The organism is Lawsonibacter sp. OA9 (assembly GCF_022440585.1).
The window spans coordinates 1,126,751-1,152,490 of the sequence record NZ_JAKNTI010000022.1; the positions used below are offsets into that span (position 1 = coordinate 1,126,751).

The 25,740-nt window shown below is 58.4% G+C and carries 23 protein-coding genes, 1 riboswitch and 1 other annotated feature; of the genes, 19 read left to right on the plus strand and 4 right to left on the minus strand.

Going from position 1 to position 25,740, the window contains the following annotated elements; all coding sequences use genetic code 11:
* Positions 1-151: 151 nt before the first annotated feature.
* Together MCG44_RS06535 and leuA are read right to left on the minus strand one after the other, a co-directional pair.
* Positions 152-2,536, minus strand: coding sequence for a phosphoketolase (locus MCG44_RS06535; RefSeq protein ID WP_240288887.1), 2,385 nt, complete (start codon positions 2,534-2,536; stop codon positions 152-154).
* Positions 2,537-2,806: 270 nt separating this feature from the next.
* Positions 2,807-4,492, minus strand: a complete 1,686-nt coding sequence (gene leuA, locus MCG44_RS06540) for a 2-isopropylmalate synthase (RefSeq protein WP_147572168.1) — start codon at positions 4,490-4,492, stop codon at positions 2,807-2,809.
* Between the two features lie 86 nt (positions 4,493-4,578).
* Positions 4,579-4,819: a binding site (T-box leader), on the minus strand.
* Between the two features lie 164 nt (positions 4,820-4,983).
* On the opposite strand from leuA, the gene rpmE reads away from it, so the two are divergent.
* The 8 genes from rpmE to MCG44_RS06580 all read left to right on the plus strand — a co-directional run bounded on the left by rpmE (position 4,984) and on the right by MCG44_RS06580 (position 10,244).
* Positions 4,984-5,187, plus strand: coding sequence for a 50S ribosomal protein L31 (gene rpmE / locus MCG44_RS06545; RefSeq protein ID WP_147572169.1), 204 nt, complete (start codon positions 4,984-4,986; stop codon positions 5,185-5,187).
* A gap of 127 nt (positions 5,188-5,314) precedes the next feature.
* On the plus strand, positions 5,315-5,815 hold the full coding sequence (locus tag MCG44_RS06550) for a flavin reductase family protein (RefSeq protein WP_147572170.1): 501 nt from the start codon (positions 5,315-5,317) through the stop codon (positions 5,813-5,815).
* A 36-nt stretch (positions 5,816-5,851) separates the two neighbouring features.
* On the plus strand, positions 5,852-7,141 hold the full coding sequence (hflX, locus tag MCG44_RS06555; protein ID WP_240287374.1) for a GTPase HflX: 1,290 nt from the start codon (positions 5,852-5,854) through the stop codon (positions 7,139-7,141).
* Positions 7,142-7,143: 2 nt separating this feature from the next.
* Positions 7,144-7,647, plus strand: a complete 504-nt coding sequence (locus MCG44_RS06560) for a GNAT family N-acetyltransferase (protein ID WP_147572172.1) — start codon at positions 7,144-7,146, stop codon at positions 7,645-7,647.
* Positions 7,648-7,903: 256 nt separating this feature from the next.
* Complete coding sequence (locus tag MCG44_RS06565; RefSeq protein ID WP_147572299.1) at positions 7,904-8,098, plus strand: helix-turn-helix domain-containing protein; 195 nt, start codon at positions 7,904-7,906, stop codon at positions 8,096-8,098.
* Positions 8,099-8,153: 55 nt separating this feature from the next.
* A complete protein-coding gene (locus MCG44_RS06570) occupies positions 8,154-8,804 on the plus strand; it encodes an IMPACT family protein (protein ID WP_147572173.1) in 651 nt (216 codons plus the stop codon).
* Between the two features lie 208 nt (positions 8,805-9,012).
* Complete coding sequence (locus tag MCG44_RS06575) at positions 9,013-9,486, plus strand: RNA polymerase sigma factor (protein ID WP_186852102.1); 474 nt, start codon at positions 9,013-9,015, stop codon at positions 9,484-9,486.
* Complete coding sequence (locus tag MCG44_RS06580) at positions 9,483-10,244, plus strand: zf-HC2 domain-containing protein (protein ID WP_240287378.1); 762 nt, start codon at positions 9,483-9,485, stop codon at positions 10,242-10,244. Before MCG44_RS06575 ends, MCG44_RS06580 begins: the two co-directional genes overlap by 4 nt.
* Positions 10,245-10,302: 58 nt before the next feature.
* Here the strand turns inward: MCG44_RS06580 and rpmB are convergent, their stop codons facing one another.
* Entirely contained in the window at positions 10,303-10,491 is a 189-nt protein-coding gene (gene rpmB, locus MCG44_RS06585) for a 50S ribosomal protein L28 (RefSeq protein ID WP_087288054.1), read from the minus strand.
* A gap of 227 nt (positions 10,492-10,718) precedes the next feature.
* Here rpmB and hprK point away from each other — a divergent pair, with 227 nt between their 5' ends.
* The 10 genes from hprK (at position 10,719) to mgtE (ending at position 23,568) form a co-directional block, all read left to right on the plus strand.
* Entirely contained in the window at positions 10,719-11,672 is a 954-nt protein-coding gene (hprK, locus tag MCG44_RS06590) for an HPr(Ser) kinase/phosphatase (RefSeq protein WP_147572176.1), read from the plus strand.
* A 2-nt stretch (positions 11,673-11,674) separates the two neighbouring features.
* The gene (locus MCG44_RS06595; RefSeq protein WP_240288888.1) at positions 11,675-12,625 is read left to right on the plus strand and encodes an ROK family protein; all 951 of its coding nucleotides are present in this window, start codon (positions 11,675-11,677) and stop codon (positions 12,623-12,625) included.
* A 131-nt stretch (positions 12,626-12,756) separates the two neighbouring features.
* Positions 12,757-13,701: a DUF4349 domain-containing protein gene (locus MCG44_RS06600; protein ID WP_240287380.1), complete on the plus strand. Its 945-nt coding sequence runs from the start codon at positions 12,757-12,759 to the stop codon at positions 13,699-13,701.
* A gap of 195 nt (positions 13,702-13,896) precedes the next feature.
* Complete coding sequence (gene murB, locus MCG44_RS06605; RefSeq protein WP_147572178.1) at positions 13,897-14,808, plus strand: UDP-N-acetylmuramate dehydrogenase; 912 nt, start codon at positions 13,897-13,899, stop codon at positions 14,806-14,808.
* A gap of 177 nt (positions 14,809-14,985) precedes the next feature.
* Complete coding sequence (rapZ, locus tag MCG44_RS06610) at positions 14,986-15,849, plus strand: RNase adapter RapZ (protein ID WP_147572179.1); 864 nt, start codon at positions 14,986-14,988, stop codon at positions 15,847-15,849.
* A 66-nt stretch (positions 15,850-15,915) separates the two neighbouring features.
* A complete protein-coding gene (locus MCG44_RS06615; RefSeq protein ID WP_186852104.1) occupies positions 15,916-16,956 on the plus strand; it encodes a gluconeogenesis factor YvcK family protein in 1,041 nt (346 codons plus the stop codon).
* Between the two features lie 2 nt (positions 16,957-16,958).
* Complete coding sequence (gene whiA / locus MCG44_RS06620) at positions 16,959-17,852, plus strand: DNA-binding protein WhiA (RefSeq protein ID WP_240287382.1); 894 nt, start codon at positions 16,959-16,961, stop codon at positions 17,850-17,852.
* A gap of 234 nt (positions 17,853-18,086) precedes the next feature.
* Positions 18,087-18,566, plus strand: a complete 480-nt coding sequence (locus MCG44_RS06625; RefSeq protein WP_186852106.1) for a GNAT family N-acetyltransferase — start codon at positions 18,087-18,089, stop codon at positions 18,564-18,566.
* Between the two features lie 79 nt (positions 18,567-18,645).
* Positions 18,646-22,119 (plus strand): DNA polymerase III subunit alpha, encoded by a 3,474-nt coding sequence (locus MCG44_RS06630; RefSeq protein WP_240287384.1) that lies wholly within the window; start codon positions 18,646-18,648, stop codon positions 22,117-22,119.
* A 55-nt stretch (positions 22,120-22,174) separates the two neighbouring features.
* A riboswitch (M-box (ykoK) riboswitch) is annotated at positions 22,175-22,336 on the plus strand.
* 236 nt (positions 22,337-22,572) lie between these two features.
* The gene (gene mgtE / locus MCG44_RS06635; protein ID WP_147572184.1) at positions 22,573-23,568 is read left to right on the plus strand and encodes a magnesium transporter; all 996 of its coding nucleotides are present in this window, start codon (positions 22,573-22,575) and stop codon (positions 23,566-23,568) included.
* A 108-nt stretch (positions 23,569-23,676) separates the two neighbouring features.
* Here the strand turns inward: mgtE and MCG44_RS06640 are convergent, their stop codons facing one another.
* Positions 23,677-24,201 (minus strand): ECF transporter S component, encoded by a 525-nt coding sequence (locus MCG44_RS06640; protein WP_147572185.1) that lies wholly within the window; start codon positions 24,199-24,201, stop codon positions 23,677-23,679.
* A 133-nt stretch (positions 24,202-24,334) separates the two neighbouring features.
* Here MCG44_RS06640 and MCG44_RS06645 point away from each other — a divergent pair, with 133 nt between their 5' ends.
* Positions 24,335-25,723 carry a PLP-dependent aminotransferase family protein gene (locus tag MCG44_RS06645; protein WP_147572186.1) on the plus strand — a complete coding sequence of 463 codons (1,389 nt, stop codon included), beginning with the start codon at positions 24,335-24,337 and terminating at the stop codon, positions 25,721-25,723.
* Positions 25,724-25,740: the final 17 nt, after the last annotated feature.

The window sequence follows — 25,740 nt, forward strand, 5'->3', positions numbered from 1 at the left end:
GGAAGGCCCCCGCCCTTCTGGGCAGGAGATACCTTCACGGTATTGATTTTCAGAAGATATGGAACTATGGGTGCGGGCGCCGGCTTCCTGCCGACATTAATTGAATTATAGCATAGGCTGCCCTAGGAGGTCAACCCCCTGGGGTCCCCTTTTAGTAATTGCCTTTGCCGCCGTTCCATTTCCACTCCCTTACCTCAGGCAGATCCTGACCATAGGTGGTGATATACTGCCGGTGTTCCACCAGCTTGTCCTTCATCTCCTGAATAAGATAGGAGGCGCTGTTGCCAAGCTGAGGCAGCCGCTTCACCGTGTCCATCACCAGGTGGAAGCGGTCGATGTCATTGCGTACCCGCATATCGAAGGGGGTGGTGATGGTGCCCTCCTCCTTGTAGCCGCGGACGTGGAGCTTTTTGTTGTGCCGGCGGTAGGTCAGCTCGTGGACCAGGGTGGGATAGCCGTGGAAGGCAAAGATGATGGGGGCCTCAGTGGTGAACAGGGCGTCGTAGTCCTCGTCGGTCAGGCCGTGGGGATGCTCGGTATGGGGCTGGAGCTTCATCAGGTCCACCACATTGATGACCCGGATCTTTAGGTCAGGGAGGTAATGGCGCAGGATGGTGACTGCGGCCAGAGTCTCCAGGGTGGGGGTGTCGCCGCAGCAGGCCAGCACAGCGTCCGGCTCGTAGCCCTGGTCGTTGGAGGCCCACTGCCAGATGCCGATGCCGTGGGTACAGTGCTTAATAGCCTCGTCCATATTCAACCACTGGGGCCGGGGCAGCTTTGAGGCCACCATTACGTTGATATAGTTCTTACTCTGGATACAGTGATCGAAGCAGGACAGCAGGCAGTTGGCGTCGGGGGGCAGATAGAGCCGAACCACATCGGCCTTTTTGTTGGCTACATGGTCCAGAAATCCGGGGTCCTGATGGGTGAAGCCATTATGGTCCTGCTGCCACACGTTGGAGGACAGCACATAGTTCAGCGAGGCGATGGATTGCCTCCAGGGGAGCTGCCGGGCCACCTTCAGCCACTTGGCGTGCTGGGATACCATAGAGTCCACTGTGCGGATGAATGCCTCGTAGCTGCTGAGAAAGCCGTGCCGTCCGGTGAGCAGATAGCCCTCCAGCCAGCCCTGACACAGGTGCTCGGACAGGGCGGCGTCCATGACACGGCCGTCATGGGACAGGTTCTCGTCCGACCTGGAGTCGATGGAGTCGGTCCAGCGGCGGCCGCTGGCCTGAAAGACCTGAGAGAGCCGATTGGAAGCGGCCTCGTCTGGAGCAAAGACACGGAAGTTCCGGTTTTCCAGATTCCGCTTCATCACGTCCCGGACATATCCTCCCAGCACATCCATGTCGGCGGCCTCCACCATGCCGGGCTGGGGGACGTCCAGGGTGTATTCCCGGAAGTCGGGCACCCGCAGATCCCGCAGCAGGAGTCCGCCGTTGGCGTGGGGATTGGCCCCCATGCGGCGCTCTCCCTGAGGGGCCAGTTCTCGAATAGCGGGGAGGAGAGAGCCGTTTTCATCAAAGAGCTCCTCCGGCTTATAGCTGCGCAGCCAGCGTTCCAGCTCCTGGATACGGCCGGGCTGTCCATCATGGACAGGGATGGGAGCCATGTGGGCCCGCCAGCTGCCCTCCACCTGCTTACCGTCTACCTCTTTGGGGCCGGTCCAGCCCTTGGGGGAGCGCAGAACAATCATGGGCCAGCGGGGACGGGAGGCATCACCTGAGGTGCGGGCGTACTCCTGGATACGCTGAATCTCACGGACTGCCCAGTCCAGGGCCGCGGCCATCTTCTGATGCATGGTCCTGGGCTCGCTCCCTTCTACAAAACGGGGTTCCCAGCCGCAGCCCTTGAAGAACATCTCCAGCTCCTCGTGGGAGATGCGGGAGAGGATGGTAGGGTTAGCCACTTTAAAGCCATTGAGGTGGAGGATAGGCAGGACAGCTCCATCGCTGATGGGATTGAGAAACTTGTTGGAGTGCCAGGCAGTAGCCAGAGGGCCGGTCTCCGCCTCGCCGTCGCCAACGACGCAGGCGGCGATCAAATCCGGGTTATCCATGACGGCGCCGAAGGCGTGAGACAGGGAGTAGCCCAGTTCTCCCCCCTCGTTGATGGAACCTGGGGTTTCAGGGGCTGTGTGGCAGGGGATGCCGCCGGGGAAAGAGAACTGGCGGAACAGCCGCTTCATTCCCTCGGTGTCCTGACTGATGTTGGGATAGACCTCGCTGTAGGAGCCGTCCAAGTAGTCTTGGGCTACCACGGCGTTCCCTCCGTGGCCGGGGCCGCAGATGTAGATCATGTTCAGCTCATACTTGACGATTGCGCGGTTGAGATGGGTATAGATAAAATTTTGGCCGGGGCAGGTGCCCCAGTGGCCCACGATGTTCTGCTTCAAATGGGCGGGCTTCAAAGGTTCCCGCAGGAGGGGGTTGTCCAGCAGATAGAGCTGGCAGGCGGACAGGTAGTTTGCGGCCCGCCACCAGGCGTCGATGGCGTGGAGCTGTTCCCGAGTGAGCGGGTCCTTTTTGGACATACGGGCAGGGGCCTTGACGGCCTTTTGTGTGTTGTCGGTGCGCTTTGGCATTGGCTTATCTCCTCCGCATAAGGGTTTTTCTATATCTTAAACCATATCGCCCAAACAATCAATGGGTAATCTCGGAAGTAAGCGGTAAAAATGAGAAGATAACGAGATTGTTAAGAGAAATCATAAAAAAGGGATGGCGTTAGAAGGGGTAAAAGCCAAAAGGAAGAACCGGAATATGAAGACGCGTCCCCCTCCCGTGTGGGAGAGGGACGCGTCTGGTCAACTGCGCTTGGAGCGGTTGATGGCGGACAGGATGGCCCGCAGGGGGGCCAGATTGATGTTGTGGGACAGGCCAACGCCCCAGTATTTCTTCCCAGTGCGCTGGTCCTGGAGCAGAATATAGGCCACGCCCTGGGAGTCAGAGCCGTCGGTGATGGCGTGGGAGGAGTAGTCCAGGAAGGTAAAGTGGGACATCTTCTCATCCTTGATGGCATTGAAGAAGGCGTCAATGGGGCCGTTGCCCTCGCCGGATACCTTAAAAATAGTATCGGTGTGCTGGAGGGTGCCCCAGAAGGCGACATGGGAATGACCTTCGCTATCAATGTTTTCCGCAAAGGCGTGCTTGAGCAGCTTGTAGGGCTCCTTGGCCTCGATGTACTCCTGCTGGAACAGCTCAAAGATACGCTCGGGGCTGATTTCCTTGCCCACAGCGTCAGTCTCCTTCTGGACCACGGCTCCGAAGTCGGGGTGCATGGCCTTGGGCAGATCGAAGCCAAAGTTGTGCTCCATGATATAGGCCGCGCCTCCCTTACCGGACTGGGAGTTGATACGGATGACTGGTTCATACTCCCGGCCCACATCGGCTGGGTCGATGGGCAGGTAAGGGATCTCCCAGTAGTCGGAGTTGGACTCCTTCATATACTGGGTACCCTTGTTGATGGCATCCTGGTGGCTGCCGGAGAACGCGGTAAATACCAGTTTGCCCACATAGGGCTGCCGGTCGCCTACCGGCATCTTGGTGCACCGCTCATACATCTCACGGATCTTGTTGATGTTGGAGAAGTCCAGCTTGGGGTCGATGCCCTGAGTATACATATTCATGGCCAGGGTGACAATGTCTACGTTTCCAGTGCGCTCGCCGTTGCCGAACAGGGTGGCCTCCACCCGTTCGGCTCCGGCCAGCAGGCCCATCTCCGCTGTGGCCACGCCGCAGCCCCGGTCGTTGTGGGGATGGAGGGAGATGATGGCGCTGTCCCGGCTAGGGATCTTCTTGCAGAAATACTCCAGCATATCGGCAAACTGGTTGGGCATACAGTTTTCCACGGTAGTGGGCAGGTTCAGGATGACCTTATTTTCCGGAGTGGCGTGGAGATGCTCCAGCACAGCTTGGCAGATCTCTACCGCGTAGTCCATCTCAGTGCCCATGAAGGACTCAGGGGAGTATTCAAAGCGGAGGTCCATGCCCTCCCGGATGAGGGGCTGGGCCATCTCATAGATCAGGTCAGCGGCGTCAGTGGCGATTTTGGTGATGCCGTCAGTGTCCATATGGAATACCACCTTGCGCTGGAGGGTGGAGGTGGAGTTATAGAAGTGGAGGATGACGTGCTTGGCGCCGCGGATGGCCTCAAAGGTTTTTTTGATCAGGTGTTCACGGGCCTGGACCAGCACCTGGATGGTCACGTCGTCTGGGATGTGCCCTCCCTCGATCAGTTCCCGGCAGATCTCATAGTCGGTTTCACTGGCGGAGGGGAAGCCAATCTCAATCTCCTTGATGCCAATGTCCAGCAGGGTGTGGAAATATTCCAGCTTTTCCTCCATATTCATGGGGTCTACCAGAGCCTGGTTTCCGTCCCGCAGGTCCACGGAGCACCACACGGGGGCTTTTGTGATGACCTTGTCCGGCCAGGTGCGGCCCACGATCTTCTGGGGCTGGAAGGGGATGTACTTTTTGTAGCCTGGGTTCATAATGAGTTCCTCCTTTTTGTTTGCTCCGCTGTAGTTGGCGGCGGAGCGGCCATCAGGGGATGAAAAAACGCCCCTGACTTTTAAAAGTCAGGGGCGTGTATTATAACCACGCGGTACCACCCTGGTTCAGCTGTGGGTCTCCCACACAGCCCTCATAGCCTCCAACAAGGCCGCGGCCGGTAACGGGGCCAGACGTTCCACCCTACTCGCTGGTTCAGATGGACTGCTCGGGGGCCAGTTATACACAGGCTGACTCACACCGGCTCGCACCAACCGCCGGCTCTCTGGGTGAGAGGGGCCTGCCTTTTTCCCCTTCATCGCATTTTCTTGCCCATCATTTTAGCCGAAGGAGGGCCCTTTGTCAAGAGATATTTTGGAGTGGGAGGGACTAAACTTTTTTGAAAAAAGTGGTTGCTTTTCCACAGAAACTATGCTATTATATCAGTTGCGTTTACGAGAATACCCTCCATGGAGAAAGAGGTGAACATACAATGAAGGAAGGCCTCCACCCTAATTATGAGCAGACCACCATCCGGTGCGCCTGCGGCAACGTGATCGAAACTGGTTCCACTAAGAAGGATATCCGCGTGGAAGTGTGCTCCAAGTGTCACCCCTTCTACACCGGCAAGCAGAAGATGGTAGACACCGGTGGCCGTGTCAGCCGCTTCAATAAGAAGTTTGGCTTGGCCAAGTAAGATCCCGCCTTCAAAAGCCGCACCGAGGAATCGGTGCGGCTTTTTGCGTATCGCTGCAAAAAAGACGGGTCAGCCGCATACCCTATTTAATGGTCCTGTATGATATTAAATTAAGGAGGACAATGTCATGTTCAAGAAAATCGCACCTAAGGAGCTGAAAGAAAATCCCTTTTCACTGATTGGGGACAAATGGATGCTGATCACCGCTGGAACAGAGGAGCGGTGCAATACGATGACCGCCTCTTGGGGCGGGCTGGGTGTCATCTGGGGGGCGCCCGCGGCCACCTGCTATATCCGGCCACAGCGGTATACCAAGGAGTTCATCGACCAAGAAGAATATTTCACCCTGACCTTTTTTGGGGAGGAGTACCGGAAGGCCCTATCCCTATGCGGTTCCAAGAGCGGACGGGATATCGATAAGGTAAAGGAATGCGGCTTTACAGTAAAAACCGCGGAATGTGGCGCTCCCTATTTCGAGCAGGCCGAACTGGTGCTGGTGTGCCGTAAGCGATTTGCCCAGGCACTGGATGCCAAAAACATCCCCCAGGAGATCCGGGAGAAGTGGTACCCGGAGAAGGATTACCACACCCTGTACATCGGGGAAATCGTGGAAGTTCTGCAAAAATAAGGCGGGGGCAGTCCCGCGCTGTGATTCGGAGGAAAAATGTCAGACAAACTTACGCAAGAAAAATTTGACCGGGCTGTGCTGGTGGGGCTGAACGCCTTCAGCATGTCCCAGGAGGAGAACGCCACCGAGGAGACGATGGAGGAGCTAGCCGCTCTGTTGGAGACTGCGGGGGGAGAGACTGTGGGTGTGGTCACCCAGTCCAAGGACAGCCCAGACCCCCGCACCTTTATCGGGGAGGGAAAGGTGGCCGAGGTAAAAGAGCTGGTCCAGGCCATGGATGCCAACATGGTCGTCTTTGATAACGCCCTTTCCCCCTCACAGCAGCGGGCCCTCACAGAGGACCTGGGAGTGGCGGTTCTGGACCGATCCGCCCTCATTCTCGACATCTTTGCCCAGCGGGCCAGAACCAAGGAGGGCCGCCTCCAGGTAGAACTGGCCCAGTACAAATATTTGCTGCCGCGGCTGCTGGGTATGTGGAAGCACCTGGAGCGCCAGGAGGGCGCCATCGGCACCCGTGGTCCCGGCGAGACCCAGTTGGAGAGCGACCGCCGGCATATCCGGAAAAAGATATCCAAGCTGGAGGGGGACTTGAAGGAGGTCCGCCGGGTACGAGCCACCCAGCGGGAGCGCCGCATCAAGAACGAGGTCCCGGTGGTGGCCATTGTAGGGTATACCAACGCGGGCAAGTCCACACTGCTCAACCACCTGACCGGGGCGGAAATCCCGGCAAACGACCGGCTCTTCGACACGTTGGACACCACTACCCGGACTCTGGAGATCTCTGACACCTGTACCGTACTGCTGTCCGACACGGTGGGCTTCATCCGTAAGCTGCCCCACCATCTGGTAGAGGCATTCAAGGCCACATTGGAGGAACTGGAGTATGCCGATTTGCTGCTCCACGTCATCGACGCCTCGAACCCCCAGTGGAGGGAACAGGCCCAGGTGGTGGATCAACTGATCCATGAGCTGGGAGCGGACCAAACTCCGCGCATCGAGGTATTCAACAAGTGCGACCTGTGGACGGGGGACATCCGGCCCCACGGGGAGGGCATTGTATCCATCTCTGCCAAGACCGGGGAGGGGGTGCCTGAGCTGCTGGCCGCCATAGGGAAGCGGCTGGACAACGGAGCTAGGCGGGTTACGATCCATCTGCCCTATGACCGGGGCGGACTGCTGGAAAAGCTATACCAGGACGCGAAGGTGGAGAACGTGGAGTATGGTGAGACCATCGACGTGGTGGCGGTCTGCACCCCCAAGGTCATCGGCCAGCTTGGCCCTCTGGTGGAGGAGTGGAAGCCTCACAGAGAGCCCTGGGAGGAATGACGGTGGGCTTTGAGCTTCGGGAATGGCGTCCGGAGGACGCCCCCTCCATTACCCGGTACGCAGATGACCCCCAGGTGGCGGCCAATCTCCGGGACATATTTCCTGCCCCCTATCACCTGTCCGATGCACGGGAGTTTATCCAAAGCTGTATGGCGGCGGATGAGGGACAGGCTATCTTCCGAGCCATCTCTGTGAACGGGCAAGCAGTGGGCAGCATCGCCCTGACCAGAGGGACAGACGTATACCGCCTCTCCGCCGAGCTGGGCTACTGGCTGGGGCGGGAATTCTGGGGCCGAGGCATTATGCCGGCCGCTGTGGAGGAGATGTGCCGCCTGGGCTTCCATCGCTGGGATATCGTTCGCATCTTTGCCGAGCCCTATGCCCATAACGCTGCCTCCCGGCGGGTGCTGGAGAAGGCAGGCTTCCATCTGGAGGGCGTGATGGCGCGGGGAGTAGTCAAAAATGGACAGCTCCACGACTACTGTATGTACGCAAAGCTGAAATAAGGAGAGGCGGGACGGCCAGCGCCGTCCCGCTTATTTTGTAAAGATCCCGCTCAGGGAGAACAGGTCGTGGTCAGATATCGTATGGCGACACGAAGGAGAATGGCGTCTTCCAGCAGGGAGTCACAGCTTTCGGAAAAGTCTTCCAGCCATGCGCTGCGGTCTCCATACTATCACCTTAAATCGAGCAAGAGCTGTAAGCTCTTGTTTCAAAAAGAATAGCTATCAGCTATACTATAATTTAAAGCAGGTGATTGCAATGAAGGATTATCGTAAGATTATGAGAGCAAAGCGAGAAGCAAAAGGCCTGAGCCAGCATAAACTGGCCCAGCAGCTTGGGATTACGCAAACATTTTTGAGTGAAATAGAGAGAGGCCGTAAAAATCCTTCTCTGGAACAGTTCTTCCGCATCTGCGAGGCGCTGGACATCCAGCTGTTTCCCGAGGAGGAATAGGGTGCCCCGCCCGGCGGGCTGGTCAAACGCATACTATCTGCACTGAGGTGACTATATGATCGAATACTATATTCCTACCCAGCACAGCCAGACAGAACTGGTAGAGAAGCGATCCCGGTTTATCGGCCAGGTGTGGCGGGTGTCCTCTGAGGAGGAGGCCAGGGCCCGGATTGAGGAGACCAAAAAGAAGCGCTATGACGCCCGGCACAACTGCTGGTGCTACCGGCTGCGGGAGGGGGGCGTGGAGCGATACTCCGACGACGGCGAGCCCCAGGGCACGGCGGGCCAGCCCATGCTCAATGTATTCCAACGGGAGAACGTCAATGACGTGGTGTGTGTGGTCACCCGGTACTTTGGTGGGATCCTCCTGGGGGCTGGGGGGCTGGTTCGGGCCTATTCCGCCGCCGCTAAGGACGCCCTGGATGGGGCGGGGATCTCGGTGGTCCGCCGGTGGGTGGCCATGGAGGTCCCCTGCACCTATGCCCAGTTTGAGGGGATGCGCCGGGAGATCGGCTCCTTCGGCGGCGTGGTGGAAGCTGTGGACTATGGGGTGGACGTCGTGCTGTCTGCCCTCTTGCCCGAGGAGCGGGCGGAGGACTTTGCCGCCCACATCCTGGACGTGTCCGCCGGTACCGTGGAGGCGCTGGAGGCCGGAGAAGCGTTTAAGGATGTCCCCTGGAGGCTTCCCACGGCGGATGAGAGCTGAGTGCTGCTTAGAAAAAAGCCTCGCATTCTTTCGCGCCGGAAGGCGCGAAAGAATGATAATCTGTTTTTTTCGGCGGTGTGTACGTCGGAAAAAACACTTCAAAGGCCGCCCATGGGCGGCCTTTTCTGATGCGGTGCAGTGTTTCTTTGTAACAAAAGGGCCTCGTCGATAGTCTTATAGTTAAAACAGAAGGGGGAGGGAGAAACGGTTGAGCTGGGAAGATTACCGGGAGTTTGAATTGGTCTATCGGGAAAACGCAAGGCTGGTATATCGCTTTCTTGTCAGCCGTGGATGCCCTCCACAAGAGGCGGAGGACCTAACTCAGGATACCTTTGTTAAGGCTCTGCTTCATATCCACCGCTTCAAAGGGGAGTGCAGGCTGTCTGTCTGGCTGTGCCAGATCGCAAAAAATACCTGGCTGACCCATGAGACGCGGAGGCGGCGGGAGCCGTTTCCGGTGTGTCAGGAGCGCGGAGCGTGGGATAGCTCTCTCTGGGAATGGCTGGATCTGGTAGAGCGCCTGGAGGAGCCATACCGTTCTGTCTTTGTAGCTAAGGCCCTGGAGGAGCGCCCCTATGAGGAGCTTTCTGCTCAATACGGGAAGAGTGAGAGCTGGGCCCGTGTGACCTATCACCGGGCCAGGGAAAAATTAAGAGCCATGATAGAGGAGGGAGAAAAATGAAAAACAACTGTGATATCATCCGTGACCTGCTGCCCCTGTATGTGGACGGGATATGCAGTCAGGACAGCGCCAAACTGGTGGAGGAGCACCTGACAGACTGTCAGAGCTGCCGGGAATTGCTGGACAAGCTAAGAGGGGAGGAGGAAATTATCCCCGGCTCCCCCTCCGCTGCCCCGCCGGAGGACGGCGCCAAGGTGCTGGAGCGGACAGCAAGGACGGTGGGCTTTCATGTGGTGCGGGCGTTAGTCGGCATTTTTGCCATCGTTATGATCTGGATGGTGTACCTCTGGCAGGAGGGAATGGCGGGTCAGGGGAATTACCGATATGTGTCCTACGGCCTTCATGAGATATTTAACCTGGTGATCCTGATTACTGTGGCGGCCACCTGGATATGGCTGATCGCGGTGCTATGGCGTATAGTACGGCAAAAACGCTGGCGGCGGTATTGGGCTCTGGCGCTGACCCTGGCGCTGCTGGCAGGGGCACAGATCGCCTACTTTGTTTGGATGTCCGGATATACCGCCCATACGGGCGTGGCACAGGTCCTGGAGGTAACTGATCAGACACATGTGGTAGTTCAGATCGGGGAGGAGATTTGGGAGATGGAAACCGTTCCGATTTTGTCTGATCTGCTGGAGGAGGATGGAACCGTGTATATGATCGATTACTATACTCGGACCGACCGGCCGGGATGGGCCTATCTAAACTATGTCTGGGATATCGTGATAAACGGCCAGGGAGAGCACACAGATGGATAGAGGACTAAAAAAGTCAGCCGCCCGTATGGGCGGCTGACTTTCTATTTGCCATATTCCATTACACAGCGCGGGTGACCTTACCGGAACGGAGGCATCTGGTGCAGACGTAAACGTGAGTGGGAGTGCCCTTCACGATCGCCTTCACGCGCTTCACGTTGGGCTTCCAGGTGCGGTTGGAACGACGATGGGAGTGGGAGACCTGGATGCCGAAGGTGACGCCCTTGTCGCAGAATTCGCATTTGGCCATGTTGCTTACCTCCTCGCTATGAGAATCGCTTTCCAAAAAGCTTCGACTGATATCATAACAGATATTCCGGCAGAATGCAAGCACTTTTTTCAAAAACTGGCCACGAAAAAATTTTAGAAAGAGGTGCGGTGCGCTTGCGTCCCAGTCGCTTTTCGTCTATACTGAAAAATAAGGAAGATCAAGGGGGGTTAGCCCCATTGATAACGCAGTGAAAGGAGCGTGTCCCAATGGCGGAAGGAATAAGCAGTGTCCGGCTGGGAGATATTATCCAGGAATTTGGTCTGGAGGTGCTGAACAAAGGAACAAACTATGAGAACGTCCCGCTCCGGACGGTGGACGTGAACCGTCCCGGTCTGCCGCTGACTGGATTTTTTGAGCATTTTGATACCGCGCGGCTGCTGCTCATCGGTCTGACGGAGTACACCTATTTGGAGACACTGGAGCCGGAGAAGCGGAGAGAACGCTTTGAGGCGTTGCTGTCTTACCCGGTCCCCGGCCTGATCGTCACTCGTGGGATGGAGCCCTTCCCTGAGTGTATGGAGATGGCGGAAAAGTACGACCGCACGGTGCTGCGCACCAAGGCACAGACCTCCGCCTTCATGAGCAACCTGATCGGCAGCCTATGTGACCGCCTGGCCCCCAAAATCACTCGGTCCGGAGTTATGATGGAGGTATATGGAGAGGGTGTTCTGTTCCAGGGGGAGTCGGGCGTGGGTAAGAGCGAGGTAGCTATCGAGCTGATCAAGCGCGGCCACCGCCTGGTGGCGGACGACGCGGTGGAGATCCGCCTGACGAACCACGGCACTGTGGAGGCAACTGCTCCCGAACTGATCCGGCACTACATGGAGCTGCGGGGCATCGGAGTCATCGACGTGCGCCGGCTATTCGGTATGGGAGCTATCAAGGACAAGCAGCAGATCGATCTGGTCATCGACCTGGAGCCCTGGGACGACCATGCGGTCTACGACCGGCTGGGGCTGGATACCGTGCAGACGGATATTTTGGGGGTCAAGGTGCCGGAGGCCACTATCCCGGTGAAGCCCGGCCGGAACCTGGCCAGTATTGTCGAGGTAGCGGCCATGAACAACCGCAACCGCAAGATGGGCCACAATGCCGCTCTGGAGCTGACCAACCGGATGGACCGGCACTTCGAAAAGCTGATGGAAGAGGGAGATCTGTGACCATGTACTATGTGGGTATCGATGTAGGAGGGACCAACCTGGTCGCCGGTCTGGTGGACCGGGAGGGCAGTATCCTGAGGAAAGCCGGGGTGCCGGTGGACAAGTCCCTAGATGGCGCGGGGCTGTGTCGCCAGCTGGTCCGGCTGGCCGTAGAGGTATGCCGGGAGGAGGGGGTGGCCCTGGATCAGATCCAAGCTGTGGGAGCCGGCTTTCCGGGCCTGGTGGACAACAGGACCGGCGTGGTGGTCCAGACCGCCAATATGCCCTTCCGGGATACGCCGGTGCGTCAGTTGTTCCAGCAGGAGTGGGATGTGCCGTTCTTTTTGGGCAACGACGCCAACTGTGCGGCCATCGGTGAGTACTGGGCCGGCGCCGCGAAAGGCTGTGACCCGGCAGTGGTGGTCACCCTGGGCACAGGAATCGGCAGCGGTATGGTGGCGGGAGGCAGGCTGTTTACCGGGTATGCCAATTCGGGCATGGAGGCGGGCCACATGATTATCCAGCCCGGCGGTGCCCCCTGCGGCTGCGGCAATCACGGCTGCTGGGAGCAGTATGGCTCGGCCACCGCCCTCATTCGGATGACCCGCCAGGCGATGGAGCAGGACCGGCACAGTGTTCTGTGGGAGCTATGCGGCGGCGATCTCTCCAAGGTCCAGGGGCGGACCGCCTTCCAGGGGGCCAGACAGGGGGACGGAACCGCCCTTCGGGTGCTGGAGAATTACCGCCAGGGGCTGTCCATAGGTCTAATCGATCTGGTCAATATCTTACAGCCCCAGATCATCTGTCTGGGCGGTGGCATCAGCAACGCGGACGACGATCTGCTGCTGACTCCCCTGCGGGAGCTGGTAAAGAAGGGCTCCTATGACAAATCCATGCCCACCCGGCTGGAGCGGGCCGCACTGGGCAACGACGCCGGAGTGGTAGGGGCCGCTCTGCTGTGCGACATGATATAAAATTTTAATAAAAAAATCCGAACCAGATCCCACAGATTTCGTCTAGAGAATTAGAGGCCGCGGAAGGCTTCCACCTTGGTGGGAAGTGACGCGCGAAAGAGTCGAGACGAAATGAAAAAGGGGGATCTGTTATGAGAGGAAAAAAGACACTGGCCGCGGGGCTGACTCTGCTGTTTTTGCTGCTGGCAGGCTGTGGCAGCGGAAACAATGGCAAGGACTCTGGGGTCGCTGCGGGAAACACGGCTTCCAGCGCGGACATATCTTCCGGCTGGGACATAGGCTTTGGCGGGGAGGCCGCTCCTATGGAGCCCAGCGCGGACGAACAGGGCACGGATAGCTCCGTCTATCAGAACGCAGGAGCCAAACTGGTCCGCCGGGCGGAGTTCAGCATCCAGACGGAGCAGTTCGACCAGACGGTCCAGGCCCTGGACCGTCTGGTGTCGGAGTGCGGGGGATATTTTGAAACCGCCGCTGTGCGCGGAGGGAGCTACCGGGATGCCAGTGCCAGCCGCTGGGGGGAGTACGTCGTCCGAGTGCCGGCAGAGCGGTACAGCGACTTTTTCAATAGCGCCGGGACACTGGGCTATATCACGGAGAGCAGCGAGAGCAGCGAGGACGTGGGGGAGCGGTACTATGACGCTGAGACCCGGTTGAAGACGCAGCGGACCAAGCAGGAGCGCCTGCTTGCCCTGCTGGAGCAGGCGGACACCATGGAGGATATCATCTCTCTGGAGAATGCCCTGGGTGATGTGGAGTATCAGATCGAGCAGTTGTCCTCCACCCTGAACCGCTACGATGCGTTGATCAGCTACTCTACCTTTACCATCTATCTGCAAGAGGTAGGAAAGGTGGTCCAGGAGGTGGGGGAGAGCTCTACCCTCGGCCAGCGGATGACCGCCGGCTTCAAGGCCAGCTGCGAGGGCTTTGTCCGGAGCGCTCAGGAGCTGCTGGTGTGGATGTCCTACAACCTGGTGGTCCTAGTCATCTTGATTGCTGCCGCGGCCATTGGCGGATGGGCAGGTCTGAGAAAGTATAAGAAGTGGAAAACGGAGCAGTCTGAAAAGCAGGAACCGTAAAACCGGCCCCTCCCCACACAGGGAGGGGCCCATTTTTTGCGGCATTACGGAGTGGGACCCGTGAAAGGGGTACTGACCGAACAGAGGAGGGAGCCCGGAGAGGATATATTTCTGATTCTGCCTATTCTATTTGGAGAAAAAATTTGTTATAATAATTCGGTACATGATTTTATCCTGAGGATGCCAGGAGGCAATATGGATCGATTGGAACAGTTGTTGCGTAATTTAAGAGATCGCTGCCCTGAGCTGGAGCTGAGGACGGAGGAACCTATGTCTCGGCATACCACCTTTCGGATTGGCGGCCCGGCGGCCCTGATGGCCCTGCCCAGAACAGTAGGGGAGGCAAAGGCGGCGGTGAGGGCGGCCGGGGAGCTGGAAATCCGTCCCTTCTTTTTGGGCAACGGCTCCAACCTGCTGGTGCCGGATGAGGGCTACCGAGGATTTGTGGTGAAGCTGTGCGGCTTAGATCAGACCCAGGAGGTGAACCGCCGCCTGTGGGCGGAGAGTGGGATCTCACTGGCCCGTCTGGCCTGGGCGGCCTTGGGCCGGGGATTGGCCGGGCTGGAGTTCGCCCACGGCATACCGGGGTCCCTGGGGGGCGGTGTAATGATGAATGCCGGGGCCTATGGAGGTGAGCTGTCCCAGGTGGTCACTGCCGTCACCTATCTGGATGGGGAGGGGAACGAGCATACCATCCCCGCCGCCGGGTGTGAGTTTGGCTACCGCAGCAGCATCTTTGCTCGGCACCCCGACTGGCTTATCCTGAAGGCGGAGTTCTCTCTGCCCCAAGGGGAAGCGGAGGAGATCCGGGCGAAAATCGAGGAACTGGCCCGGCGACGCAGCGAGAAGCAGCCTCTGGAATACCCCAGCGCCGGCTCTATGTTCAAGCGCCCAACAGGCCACTTTGCTGCCGCCCTCATCGATCAGTGTGGGTTGAAGGGTGTGTGTGTGGGAGGCGCTCAGGTGTCGGAGAAGCACGCCGGTTTCGTCGTAAATCGGGGAGGCGCCACCTGCGCGGATGTGCTGGAGCTGGTAGAGCGGGTGAAGGCCCGTGTCCTGGCGGAAACTGGCGTAGCACTGGAGATGGAAGTGAAAGTCCTCCGGTGACGGGAGGGTCCTGGCGACAAGCCGCTGGCTTATGCTCTAGGAATAGAGGTGTCCAGGTGCTTGCCCTAGGGGCCTGCCGCTCTACCCGGTGGAAGGTCCCATGCCGCCTGTTGGACCTTATAGAAAGAGAAAAGCCGCCTGGTCCTTGGCGGAGAGGCGGCGGTGAGGTGTGATTGGATGGAATTTGTTATCATCTCCGGCCTGTCCGGAGCGGGAAAGAGCAAAGCCGCCTCTTTTATGGAGGATATGGATTTCTTCTGTGTGGATAATCTGCCCGCCCCCCTGATCCCCAAGTTCGCAGAACTCGGTATGGCTGGCTCCGGGGAGTATGACCGGGTGGTTCTGGTCACCGACATCCGGGGCGGCACTAACTTTGATAGCCTGTTCCAGGCCCTAACTGACCTGAAGGCCATGAAGTGCGCTTACCGGATCCTCTTTATGGATGCCTCGGACGAAACTATTATCAAGCGGTATAAGGAGAGCCGCCGCAGCCACCCTCTGGCCGAGGAGTGCGACAGTCTGGAGCAGGCCATCTCTCTGGAGCGGCAGATGCTGGAGCCCCTGCGCCGGCGGGCGGAATATATAATCGACACCACTAATCTGTCCCCCGCCAAGCTGAAGGGAGAGCTGCGCCGCATTTTTGCTAAGGGCAGTTCCACAGAGGGGCGGATGGACATTCGGGTGTCCTCCTTCGGATTCAAGCACGGGGTGCCTATGGAGGCCGATCTGGTCCTGGATGTCCGCTTCCTGCCCAACCCCTACTATGTAGCTGACCTGCGTCCCCTTACCGGACTGGACCAGGGGGTGCGGGACTATGTGTTTCACGGCGGCCAGGCAGAGGAGTTTTTGGAGCGGCTGTGGGCCCTGGTGGGCTGGCTCCTTCCCCGGTATGAGGAGGAGGGCAAGACGGCTCTAGTCATCGCCGTGGGCTGCACCGGCGGGCACCACCGGTCCGTGGCCATCGCCCATGCTCTAGCCGAGCGGATCAGAGGACAGGGCTGGCCTGTGGCGGAGAGCCACCGGGACTTGGGAAGAAACTGATGGCAGGGGCCGTGGCCTGGATACGGGACACGGAGCAGGTCTGTCCTTTCAGGGAAAGGAGCGGTTATGAGCGATACGTTGCCCAGCCTCCAGCAGTGGGAGCGGGGGCCCAAGATCGTCGCTGTGGGCGGCGGTACGGGCCTTTCCACCATGCTGCGCGGCTTAAAAAAATATACCAAGAATCTGACCGCCATCGTCACTGTGGCGGATGACGGGGGAGGCTCTGGAATGCTTCGCCGGGATATTGGAATGCCGCCCCCGGGTGATATCCGCCACTGTATGGAGGCCCTGGCCAACACGGAGCCCATCATGGAGAAGCTGCTGACCTACCGCTTTACTGAGGGCTCCCTCTCCGGACAGTCCTTTGGCAACCTGATTCTGGCGGCCCTGAATGGGGTGACCGGCTCCTTTGAGGAGGCGGTCAGCCAGATGAGCCAGGTGCTGGCGATCACGGGCCGAGTCATCCCGGTTACCAGCGCGGACGTGCAGCTGGAGGCCATCTTTGAAAACGGGGCCCGTGTGGTGGGAGAGTCCAAGATATACCATTTTAAAAAAGAGCAGGACTGCCGGATCTCTCGGGTGGCGCTGATCCCAGAGCGGCCCGCCCCTCTGCCCGCCGCTCTGGAGGCCATCCGTGACGCGGATCTGATCCTGCTGGGGCCGGGGAGCCTGTATACCAGTGTGATCCCCAATCTGCTGGTGGACGGGGTGGCCAAAGCCATCGCCCAGTCGGACGCGCCAAAGATCTATGTGTGCAACATCATGACTCAGGATGGAGAGACAGAGGGGTATACCGCCGCTGACCACCTGGAAGCCCTGTTGGTCCACGGGGAGCCGGGGCTGCTGGACCTGTGTCTGGCCAACAGTGCGCCAGTTCATCCTGGGCTAGTGGAGAAATACCGGGTGGAGGACGCGGCGCCTCTAACGGTGGACCGGGAGCGCGTCGCCGCGATGGGGCTGGAGCTGGAGGAGCGGCCTCTGGCCTCCGACAAGGGCGATTTTGCCCGCCATGACCCGGATAAGCTGGCGGCCGCCCTGCTGGAGATCTACCGTCAGCGGGCGGTGCGCATCTTCCGGGGAGAGAGGCGCTACATATTGGAGGAATGACCATGTCCTTTTCCGGAGATGTAAAGGCTGAGCTATGCCGGATCCCACTCAACCGGCGGTGTTGTGCCCAGGCGGAGGCCTACGGTGTGCTGCTCTACTGCAATACCTTCAGTGCCCGGGAGATCCGGGTGATGACAGAGAGCGAAGCCTTTGCCAAGCGGCTGCCTCCACTGCTGAAAAAGGCGTTTCGTATCACCTTTGACCGCCTGCCAGACGGGGAGGGGAAGTATATCTTCTCCATCATGGACCGGGATAAGCTGGCGGCTGTCCATCAGACCTTCGGCAGCGACTTGGGCGCGCTGGCCCTCCATTTGAATTTTGCTGTACTGGAGGAGAGCTGCTGCCGGACCTCCTTTCTGCGGGGAGCCTTTCTGGCGGGCGGATCGGTGACCGACCCCAGAAAGGGCTACCACCTGGAGCTGGCTACCACGCACCAGAGCGTCAGCCGGGAGCTGGAGGCCTTGATGCGGGAAATGGAGCTGGAGCCCAAAGCGGCCCAGCGGAAGGGAAATTCTGTCATTTACTTTAAGCAGAGTGACCGGATCGAGGATTTTCTTACCTCCATCGGTGCCCCTGTGTCCGCTATGGAAGTGATGAACGCCAAGCTGGAGAAGGACATCCGGGGCAGCGTGAACCGAAGGGTAAACTGTGATGCCGCCAATCTGGATAAGGCGGTGGAGGCGGCCATGGTCCAGTTGGAGGCCATACGGCGCCTGGAGGAGCGGGGCCGGCTGGCCCTTCTGCCGGACAAGCTGAAGGAGACCGCCGCCCTTCGACTAGCCCATCCAGAGGACACCCTGTCCCAGCTGGCGGAGCGGTGTGATCCACCGATCACCAAGTCAGCACTGAACCACCGCCTGCGGAAGCTGGTAGAGTTGGGGAGAGAGGAAGGATAGATGAACGGGCGTATGCAGGGAAGGCGCAAAATGGTTAGCCGGATCGCATTCCCTGGGAGTCCCAAAGCACAAGCTGACAGATTTTGAGCTGCCCCGCTGTTCTCTGGTTCAATATGGAAATATAGGACCCATGGACAGGGGAAGCGGAGAGAAGCAAAAAGCAGTTAAGAAAAAAGCGGTAAGAGGGACAGGCCCTAGCCAATCAAAAGCGCGCCTATGACAAGGAGAGATACGATGACAGTTTGTACATTTCGGACCGCGGTCCCAGGGGATGAGGAGTTGATCCTGTCCTTTATCCGGGCTCTGGCGGATTATGAGCATATGTCCGACCAGGTGGTGGCCACACCGGAGCTGCTGCGGGAATGGATTTTTGAGAAACAGAAGGCGGAGGTCATCTTCGCTGCGGCCGGTGGGAGAGAGGTGGGCTTTGCTCTGTTCTTCCACAACTTCTCCACCTTTTTGGGCCGGGCGGGCATCTATCTAGAGGACCTGTTCGTTTTGCCTGAGGAGCGTGGAAAGGGCTACGGGGAGGCCCTGCTAAAGAGACTTGCCCGTATCACGGTGGAACGTGGGTGCGGGCGGCTGGAATGGGCCTGCCTGGACTGGAACACCCCTTCTATTAACTTTTATATCCAAAAGATGTGCGCCACTCCCATGGATGAGTGGACTACTTACCGCCTCACGGGGGAGAGGCTAAAGCAGGCGGCGGAGTGAACCGCACTCTAGAAATCAAATTTTAGAGCGAGAAATGAAGAAGTGGTGGGGCAGTTTGTCCCAGGGAGGAGAAAAGGCTATGTCCTTTGTCCATTTACATCTGCATACGGAGTTTTCCTTACTGGACGGAGCCTGCCGGATCAAAAAGCTGGTGGAGCGGGTCAAGGAGCTGGGGCAGGATGCGGTGGCCATCACTGACCACGGCTGTATGTATGGAGTCATTGATTTTTACCGGGCCTGCAAGGCCGAGGGGATCAAACCCATCATCGGCTGCGAGGTCTATGTGGCGCCACGGGGCCGCACCCGCTTCCAAAAGGTCCATGAGTTTGACGCGGATTCCCGCCACCTGGTGCTCCTCTGCCGGAACGAGGAGGGCTATCGAAACCTGTCCTATATGGTGTCTCAGGCCTATCTAGAGGGATTTTACATTAAGCCCCGCATCGACATGGACTTACTGCGGGAGCACGCTGGCGGCCTGATCGCCTGCTCCGCCTGCCTGGGCGGAGAACTGCCCAAGCTGCTGCTGGCGGGGGAGTATGAGCAGGCTAAGGCGGTGGCACTGGAGATGCGGGAGCTGTTTGGAGAGGACGGCTACTACCTGGAGCTCCAGGACCACGGCATTGCGGCCCAGAAGCAGGTGAATGCCGCGCTGGTCCGCATCCATGAGGAAACAGGCATCCCCCTTATCGCCACCAACGACGCCCACTATCTCCGCCAGGAGGATGCGGAGACACAGGACGTTCTGATGTGCATTCAAATGGGCAAGACTGTGGACGACCCCAATCGTATGAAGTTTGAAACCGACCAGTTCTATGTCAAGTCAGAGGATGAGATGGCCGCACTGTTCCCCAACTATCCTGAGGCGCTGGAGAACACTGCCAAAATTGCCAAACTGTGTGATGTGGAATTTGAGTTTGGAAAATATCACCTGCCCCACTTTCAGCTCCCAGAGGGCTGGACAGACGGGGAGGCGTACTTTGAAAAGCTGTGTATGGATGGCTTTGCACGCCGCTATCCGGACCAGCCTGAGGAATATCGGAAGCAGCTGCGATACGAGATGGATATGATCCGTAAGATGGGCTTTGTGGATTATTTCCTTATTGTGTCCGACTTTATCGCGTTTGCCAAGGGAAACCACATCCCTGTGGGACCGGGGCGCGGGTCGGCTGCCGGCTCCATGGTGTCTTACTGCCTGAATATCACAGACCTGGACCCCATGCAGTACTCCCTGTATTTTGAGCGATTTCTCAACCCAGAGCGGGTATCCATGCCCGATATTGATATTGACTTCTGTATCCGCCGCCGGCAAGAGGTCATTGATTATGTAAACAAAAAATATGGTGCCGACCATGTGGCCCAGATCGTCACCTTTGGTACCATGGCGGCCAGGGGATCTGTCCGGGACGTGGGGCGGGTTCTTGGAATGCCTTACGGAGATGTGGATGCGGTGGCCAAGCTTATCCCCAGTGGTCCTGGAGCGCTGCACATCACGCTGGAGGAGTCTTTGAAGCTGTCTAAACAGCTGAGAGAGCTGTATGACGGGGATGAGAGCATCAAAAAGCTCATCGATACCGCCATGGCCATCGAAGGGATGCCGCGGAATACTTCCACCCATGCTGCGGGTGTGGTTATCACCAGCCAGCCGGTCTGCGACTATGTGCCCCTAGCGACCAACGACGGCCTGCCTGTTACCCAGTATGTGATGACCACTCTGGAGGAGCTGGGACTGCTGAAAATGGACTTCCTGGGACTGCGTAACCTGACGATTCTGGATGACGCGGTCAAAATGGTCCGAAGCAAGGAAAAGAACTTTACACTAGAAAGCATCCCCTTGAACGACCCGGCTACCATGTCTATGCTGTCAGAGGGGAAGACCTCCGGTGTGTTCCAAATGGAGTCTGCGGGAATGACCGGGGTGTGCCTCGGCCTCAAGCCACAGAATATCGAGGATATCACCGCCATCATCGCCCTCTACCGCCCTGGCCCCATGGATTCCATTCCACGCTTTATTGCCAGCAAAAACAATCCGGACAAGATTACCTATAAGCACCCGGCCCTGGAGCCCATCCTGTCCAATACCTATGGATGTATCGTTTACCAGGAGCAGGTCATTCAGATCTTCCAACAGCTGGCAGGCTACTCCCTGGGACAGGCCGACATGGTGCGCCGCGCCATGTCTAAAAAGAAAATGAAGGATATTCAGCGGGAGCGGGCTGCCTTTATCCACGGGGACCCGGAGCGGAATATTGTCGGCTGTGAGCACAACGGAGTACCCGCCGCTATTGCCGAGTCTATCTACGATGAAATCAACGATTTTGCCAACTACGCCTTCAACAAGGCCCACGCTGTGTGTTACGCCGTGGTGGCCTATCAGACCGCCTGGTTCAAGTGCCACCACCCCAAGGAGTACATGGCCGCTCTGCTCACCTCGGTGCTGGATTCCACCGAGAAGGTGGCGGAGTATATCTCAGAGTGCCGGGATATGGATATCCCTCTGCTTCCCCCTGATGTGAACGAGTCCCAGGCCGATTTCACTGTGGTAGAGGGAGGAATCCGCTTTGGCCTGGTGGCCCTGAAGGGGGTAGGACGAAACGTTGTAAACGCCATGTTGTCAGAACGTGAAAAGGGTGGACCCTTTACAGACTTTATGGACTTCTGCGACCGGATGTTTGACCAGGATCTAAACCGGAGAGTGGTGGAGAGTCTCATCAAATCCGGAGCCTTTGACCGCATGGGCTACCGTAGGTCCCAACTGATGCAGGTATACGGCCAAGTGCTGGACGGGATTGCCGCGGCTCGGAAGCGGAACGTGGAGGGGCAGCTGGATCTCTTTGGGCTCGGCGGAGTGGAGGAGAGCGCCCCCCTTCCCGCACTGGTCCTGCCGGAGCTGGCGGAGTACAGCGCTCAGGAGCTGATGACCATGGAGAAGGAAATCACCGGGCTGTATCTGTCCGGGCATCCCATGGATCAGTACCGGGAGATGGCCAGGCGGAAGGGGGCGGTGAGCATCGGCTCTATCCTGCTGGACTTTCAGCGGGAGGATGGACCTAAGGAGTACCGGGACAACCAGAGGGTATCAGTGGCCGGTATTATTTCCACTTACCGTACCAGAACCACCCGGAATAACACCTTGATGGCTTATGTCAACCTGGAGGATGATACTGCCTCGATGGAGCTTTTGTGCTTTGCCAAAGTGCTGGAGAATAGTGGCAGCCATATCAGGGAAAACTCGGCGATCCTGGCTACGGGCCGGATCTCTGTCCGGGACGAGAAGGAGCCACAGCTCATGGTGGATGAGATCCGCCCCCTGGGAGACCTAAATGGGGAGATGACAGGGGAGGAGGAAAAGACGCTCTACCTCCGCCTGCCCGCCAGAGAGGACCCTCGCCTGCGTAAGGTCCGGCTGGCCCTCTCTTTTTTCCCCGGAGAGAGCCGGGTGGTGCTTTATTTTGAGGACTGCAAAAAGCGTGTGGGCTCCTACTGCCAAATCCATCCAGCCCTGGTGGCTGACCTGACGGAACGGCTGGGGGCGGAGAACGTGGTGGTGCAGTGACGGCCAAGCCGCTTAACCAGGGGTTGACAGCCCGCCAGAAAGAGGATATAATAGCCCCGTAATCCGGTAGGTAAGGCTACCGTGGGGATATGGGTCGCTGCCGCAAAGGGATGGAGACATCCTTCGTTGGTTTGAACAGGTCCTGTCGAACAGAAGGCAGGATTTAACGCGACTTCACCGCCCCGCGACGCTAAAGCTTGGACGGTGGCATGATAGGGTATGTGCAGAGCACGCTTGCCGCCGCCGCGGCTTGCGTGCTCTTTTCTATCCGGAGCGATTTTGAAGCAAAGAGAGGTGAACATCTCATGGACAGCGGCAGTCGAGGTCCCGGCGGACAAACTCAATATGGTACGCGGCGTCCTGGGATGGGCGCCGAGACAGCCGGCTGAGTTTGCCGGACCTCCTGTCACGAAACGGTAAAAAACCGAACTCGACGACAAGGAGGAAGCTGTTATGAAGAACATCAATATGATCCCTGCCATCCCTGGGACTGTGGGGGCTATCATGTCCCGTCAGCCCCTGGAGCTCTCTCCGCGGATGCGTGCCCGGGAGGCACTGGCCCGCCTGCGCCAGGTGGGTGTGCCCCAGGATTTTATGAGTAGCTGCTATGTGGTGGATGAGGAGGGGCGCCTGTTGGGTGCTCTTACCCTCTACGAACTGGTGGCGGCGCCCGACTGCGCCCGTTTGGATCAGGCCATGTCCGCCCCTAGGGCTGTCCTTACTCCGGAGTATGACCAGGAGGAGGCTGTGCGTCTGATGGAGGCGGCGGACTGCGTGGAACTGCCTGTGGTGGATGACGAGGGAAAGCTTGTTGGGACAGTCACCGCGGAGGATGCCATGGAGGTACTGCGGGACGAGGCCACTGAGGATATGGAGCGGATGGCCGCCATCCTTCCTTCCGAGCGGCCCTATCTAAAAACCAGCGTGTGGGAGATCTACAAAAAGCGTGTGCTGTGGCTCCTGTTGCTGATGGTATCGGCGGCCTTTACCGGGGCCATTATTACCCATTATGAGACTGCCCTGGCCGCCCAGGTGGTACTTACTGCCTTTATCCCCATGCTGATGGATACGGGAGGGAACTGCGGCAGCCAGTCCTCCGTCACCATCATCCGGGGGCTCTCCCTGGGGGAGATAGGGTATGGGGACTGGTGGAAGGTGGCCTGGAAGGAGATACAGGTCGGAGTGCTGTGTGGGATTACCCTGGCCGCTGTCAATCTGCTGCGACTGACTGTTTTGGACCACCTGGATCTGATAGTGGCCATAGTGGTCAGCCTGACTTTGGTAGTGACGGTGATTGTATCAAAGCTGCTGGGCTGTTTCCTGCCTATTCTGGCCAGCCGTGCCCATCTGGACCCTGCTGTGATGGCCAGCCCCTTGATCACCACCATCGCGGATGGGATATCCCTGATGGTATACTTTCGTATCGCCGTCCTGCTTCTTAGAATATGACGCGGAATACCCGGCGGAGAGAGGAGAAAAGCTGGAGGAAAGGCTGTGCCTTTCCTCCAGCTTCTTTCGATTAGCGGGCAAGATTTCGGCGGTGGGACCTTGTCGGAATCAGTGGGTTATATGAGTTAGGGCGTGGCCACGGCTGAGTACGGCGTAGACTGCGGCCGCGGCGGCCAGCCCAAAGAGCCCCTGAATGATATTCCCCGGCACGGAGGCCGCGGCGGCCAGACCCTTGCCCAGCCACAGGCAGGCGTAGCCGAAATAGCCGGCTACCATGATGATCTCAGCCGCAAAGCCGCTCACAGCCTGGGAGAGGAGTACATTTGGAGTGCGGCGCCGTTGGAGAGCCTGAAACAGCAGGGCGGCCACTACGGCCATCGCCAGCTTGATAGCGAAGGTTCCAGGAGCATAGTGAGCGTAGCCGGAGAGAAGGTCCGCCAGCATGGAACCTACGCCGGCGGCGGCCCCGCCGTAGAGTGGGCCCAGAACCCAGGCGGAGAGAAGAACGGCACAGTCTCCCAGGTTGACATAGCCCTGCATGGGGGAGGGAACCTGGATGACCAGGGTCATGATGGTACACAGGGCGGCAAAGAGGGCGGCTAATACCAGCTTACGGATCTTGGTATCTGACATGATGATCGCTCCTTTGAAAGTGGTGGGGAAATTTTTGCTTGCTTTTTCTACTGAGTTGTATTTTAATCATATCTGATATGATTAAAAGGACCAAACTATAACTTTTTTATAGGATCAGATTGGAGGGCTGTTTATGCTGACATATGATTTGGAAAAGCGAGGGAGCCTGGCCAGGTACGACTATCTGTATCGCTGCATCAAGGAGGACATCCTGTCCGGCCGCTTGAAAGCGGGGGAGAAGCTGCCCTCCAAGCGGACCCTGGCCACCCATTTGAATACCGCAGTGGTAACGGTGGAGAACGCCTATGCCCAGTTGGAGGCGGAGGGGTACCTGAACGCCAGGGAAAAGCGGGGGTATTTTGTCAACCCGGTGGAGACAGGACCAGTTAGGGAGAATCCGGCAGAGGCCAGGGAAAAGAACAGGGAACAGCGGGAGTGGCGGCTGGACCTGCGGGGGACCGGAAGCGGGACAGAGGGCTTCCCTTTTTCTGTCTGGGCCCGGCTGATGCGAAGAATACTTACGGAGCGGGGAGCCGAGCTGCTTCAGGCGACTCCCCACAACGGTGTCTATCCTCTGCGGCAGGCAATCGCCCGACATCTCTACCAGTTCCGGGGCATTTCCGCCGCACCGGAGCAGATTGTGGTGGGGGCGGGGACGGAGTACCTGTATAATTTGATCGTACAGCTTTTGGGCCGGGACCTGCTGTACGGGGTAGAGGACCCTGGCTACTCTAAGGCGGCCAGAATATACGGCCTGAACGGGGCGGGATGCATCCCCCTTCCGATGGACAGCCGGGGGGTGCGCCCCCAGGAGGTAGAGGAGAGGGGGGTGCAGATCCTCCATATATCGCCCAACCACCAGTTCCCCACAGGGACAGTGACCCCCATCCTGCGCCGGCAGGCGCTTCTGCGATGGGCGGAGGAGCAAAGGGGATATATCATCGAGGACGACTACGACAGTGAGTTTCGCTTTACAGGGCGCCCTATACCAGCGATGAAGAGCATAGACGCTGCAGGACGGGTCATCTATATGAATACCTTTTCCAGGTCACTGGCCCCCTCGCTGCGTGTCAGCTATATGGTGCTGCCGCCCTCTCTGATGGAGGAATATCCACGTCGGCTAGGCTTCTACTCCTGTACAGTTCCGGCGATGGAGCAGTATACCCTGGCAAGCTTTCTGGAGGAGGGCTATTTTGAGTCCCATGTGAACCGGATGCGTGTCTTTTACCGAAATCGCCGGGACGAGGTGCTGGCAGCCATCGGCCAAAGTCCTCTGTCCGGCCGCTGCCGTGTGCTTGGAGAGGAGGCCGGACTCCATTTTTTGCTGGAGCTGGAGACGGAAAGGGAGGACAGTTGGTTGTCGAGGGAGATGGAGGCGCGCGGAGTAAGGCTCTCCTTTCTCACGGACTACCAGCAGCGGCCGGGGGCGGCCCCCCTCCACACTCTGGTAGTCAATTATCCGGGAACAGCGCCCGCACGGCTGGCTCCTGCCCTGGCGCTTCTGGCTGGCCTGCTGGATTGACAGAGAGACAGCTCTGT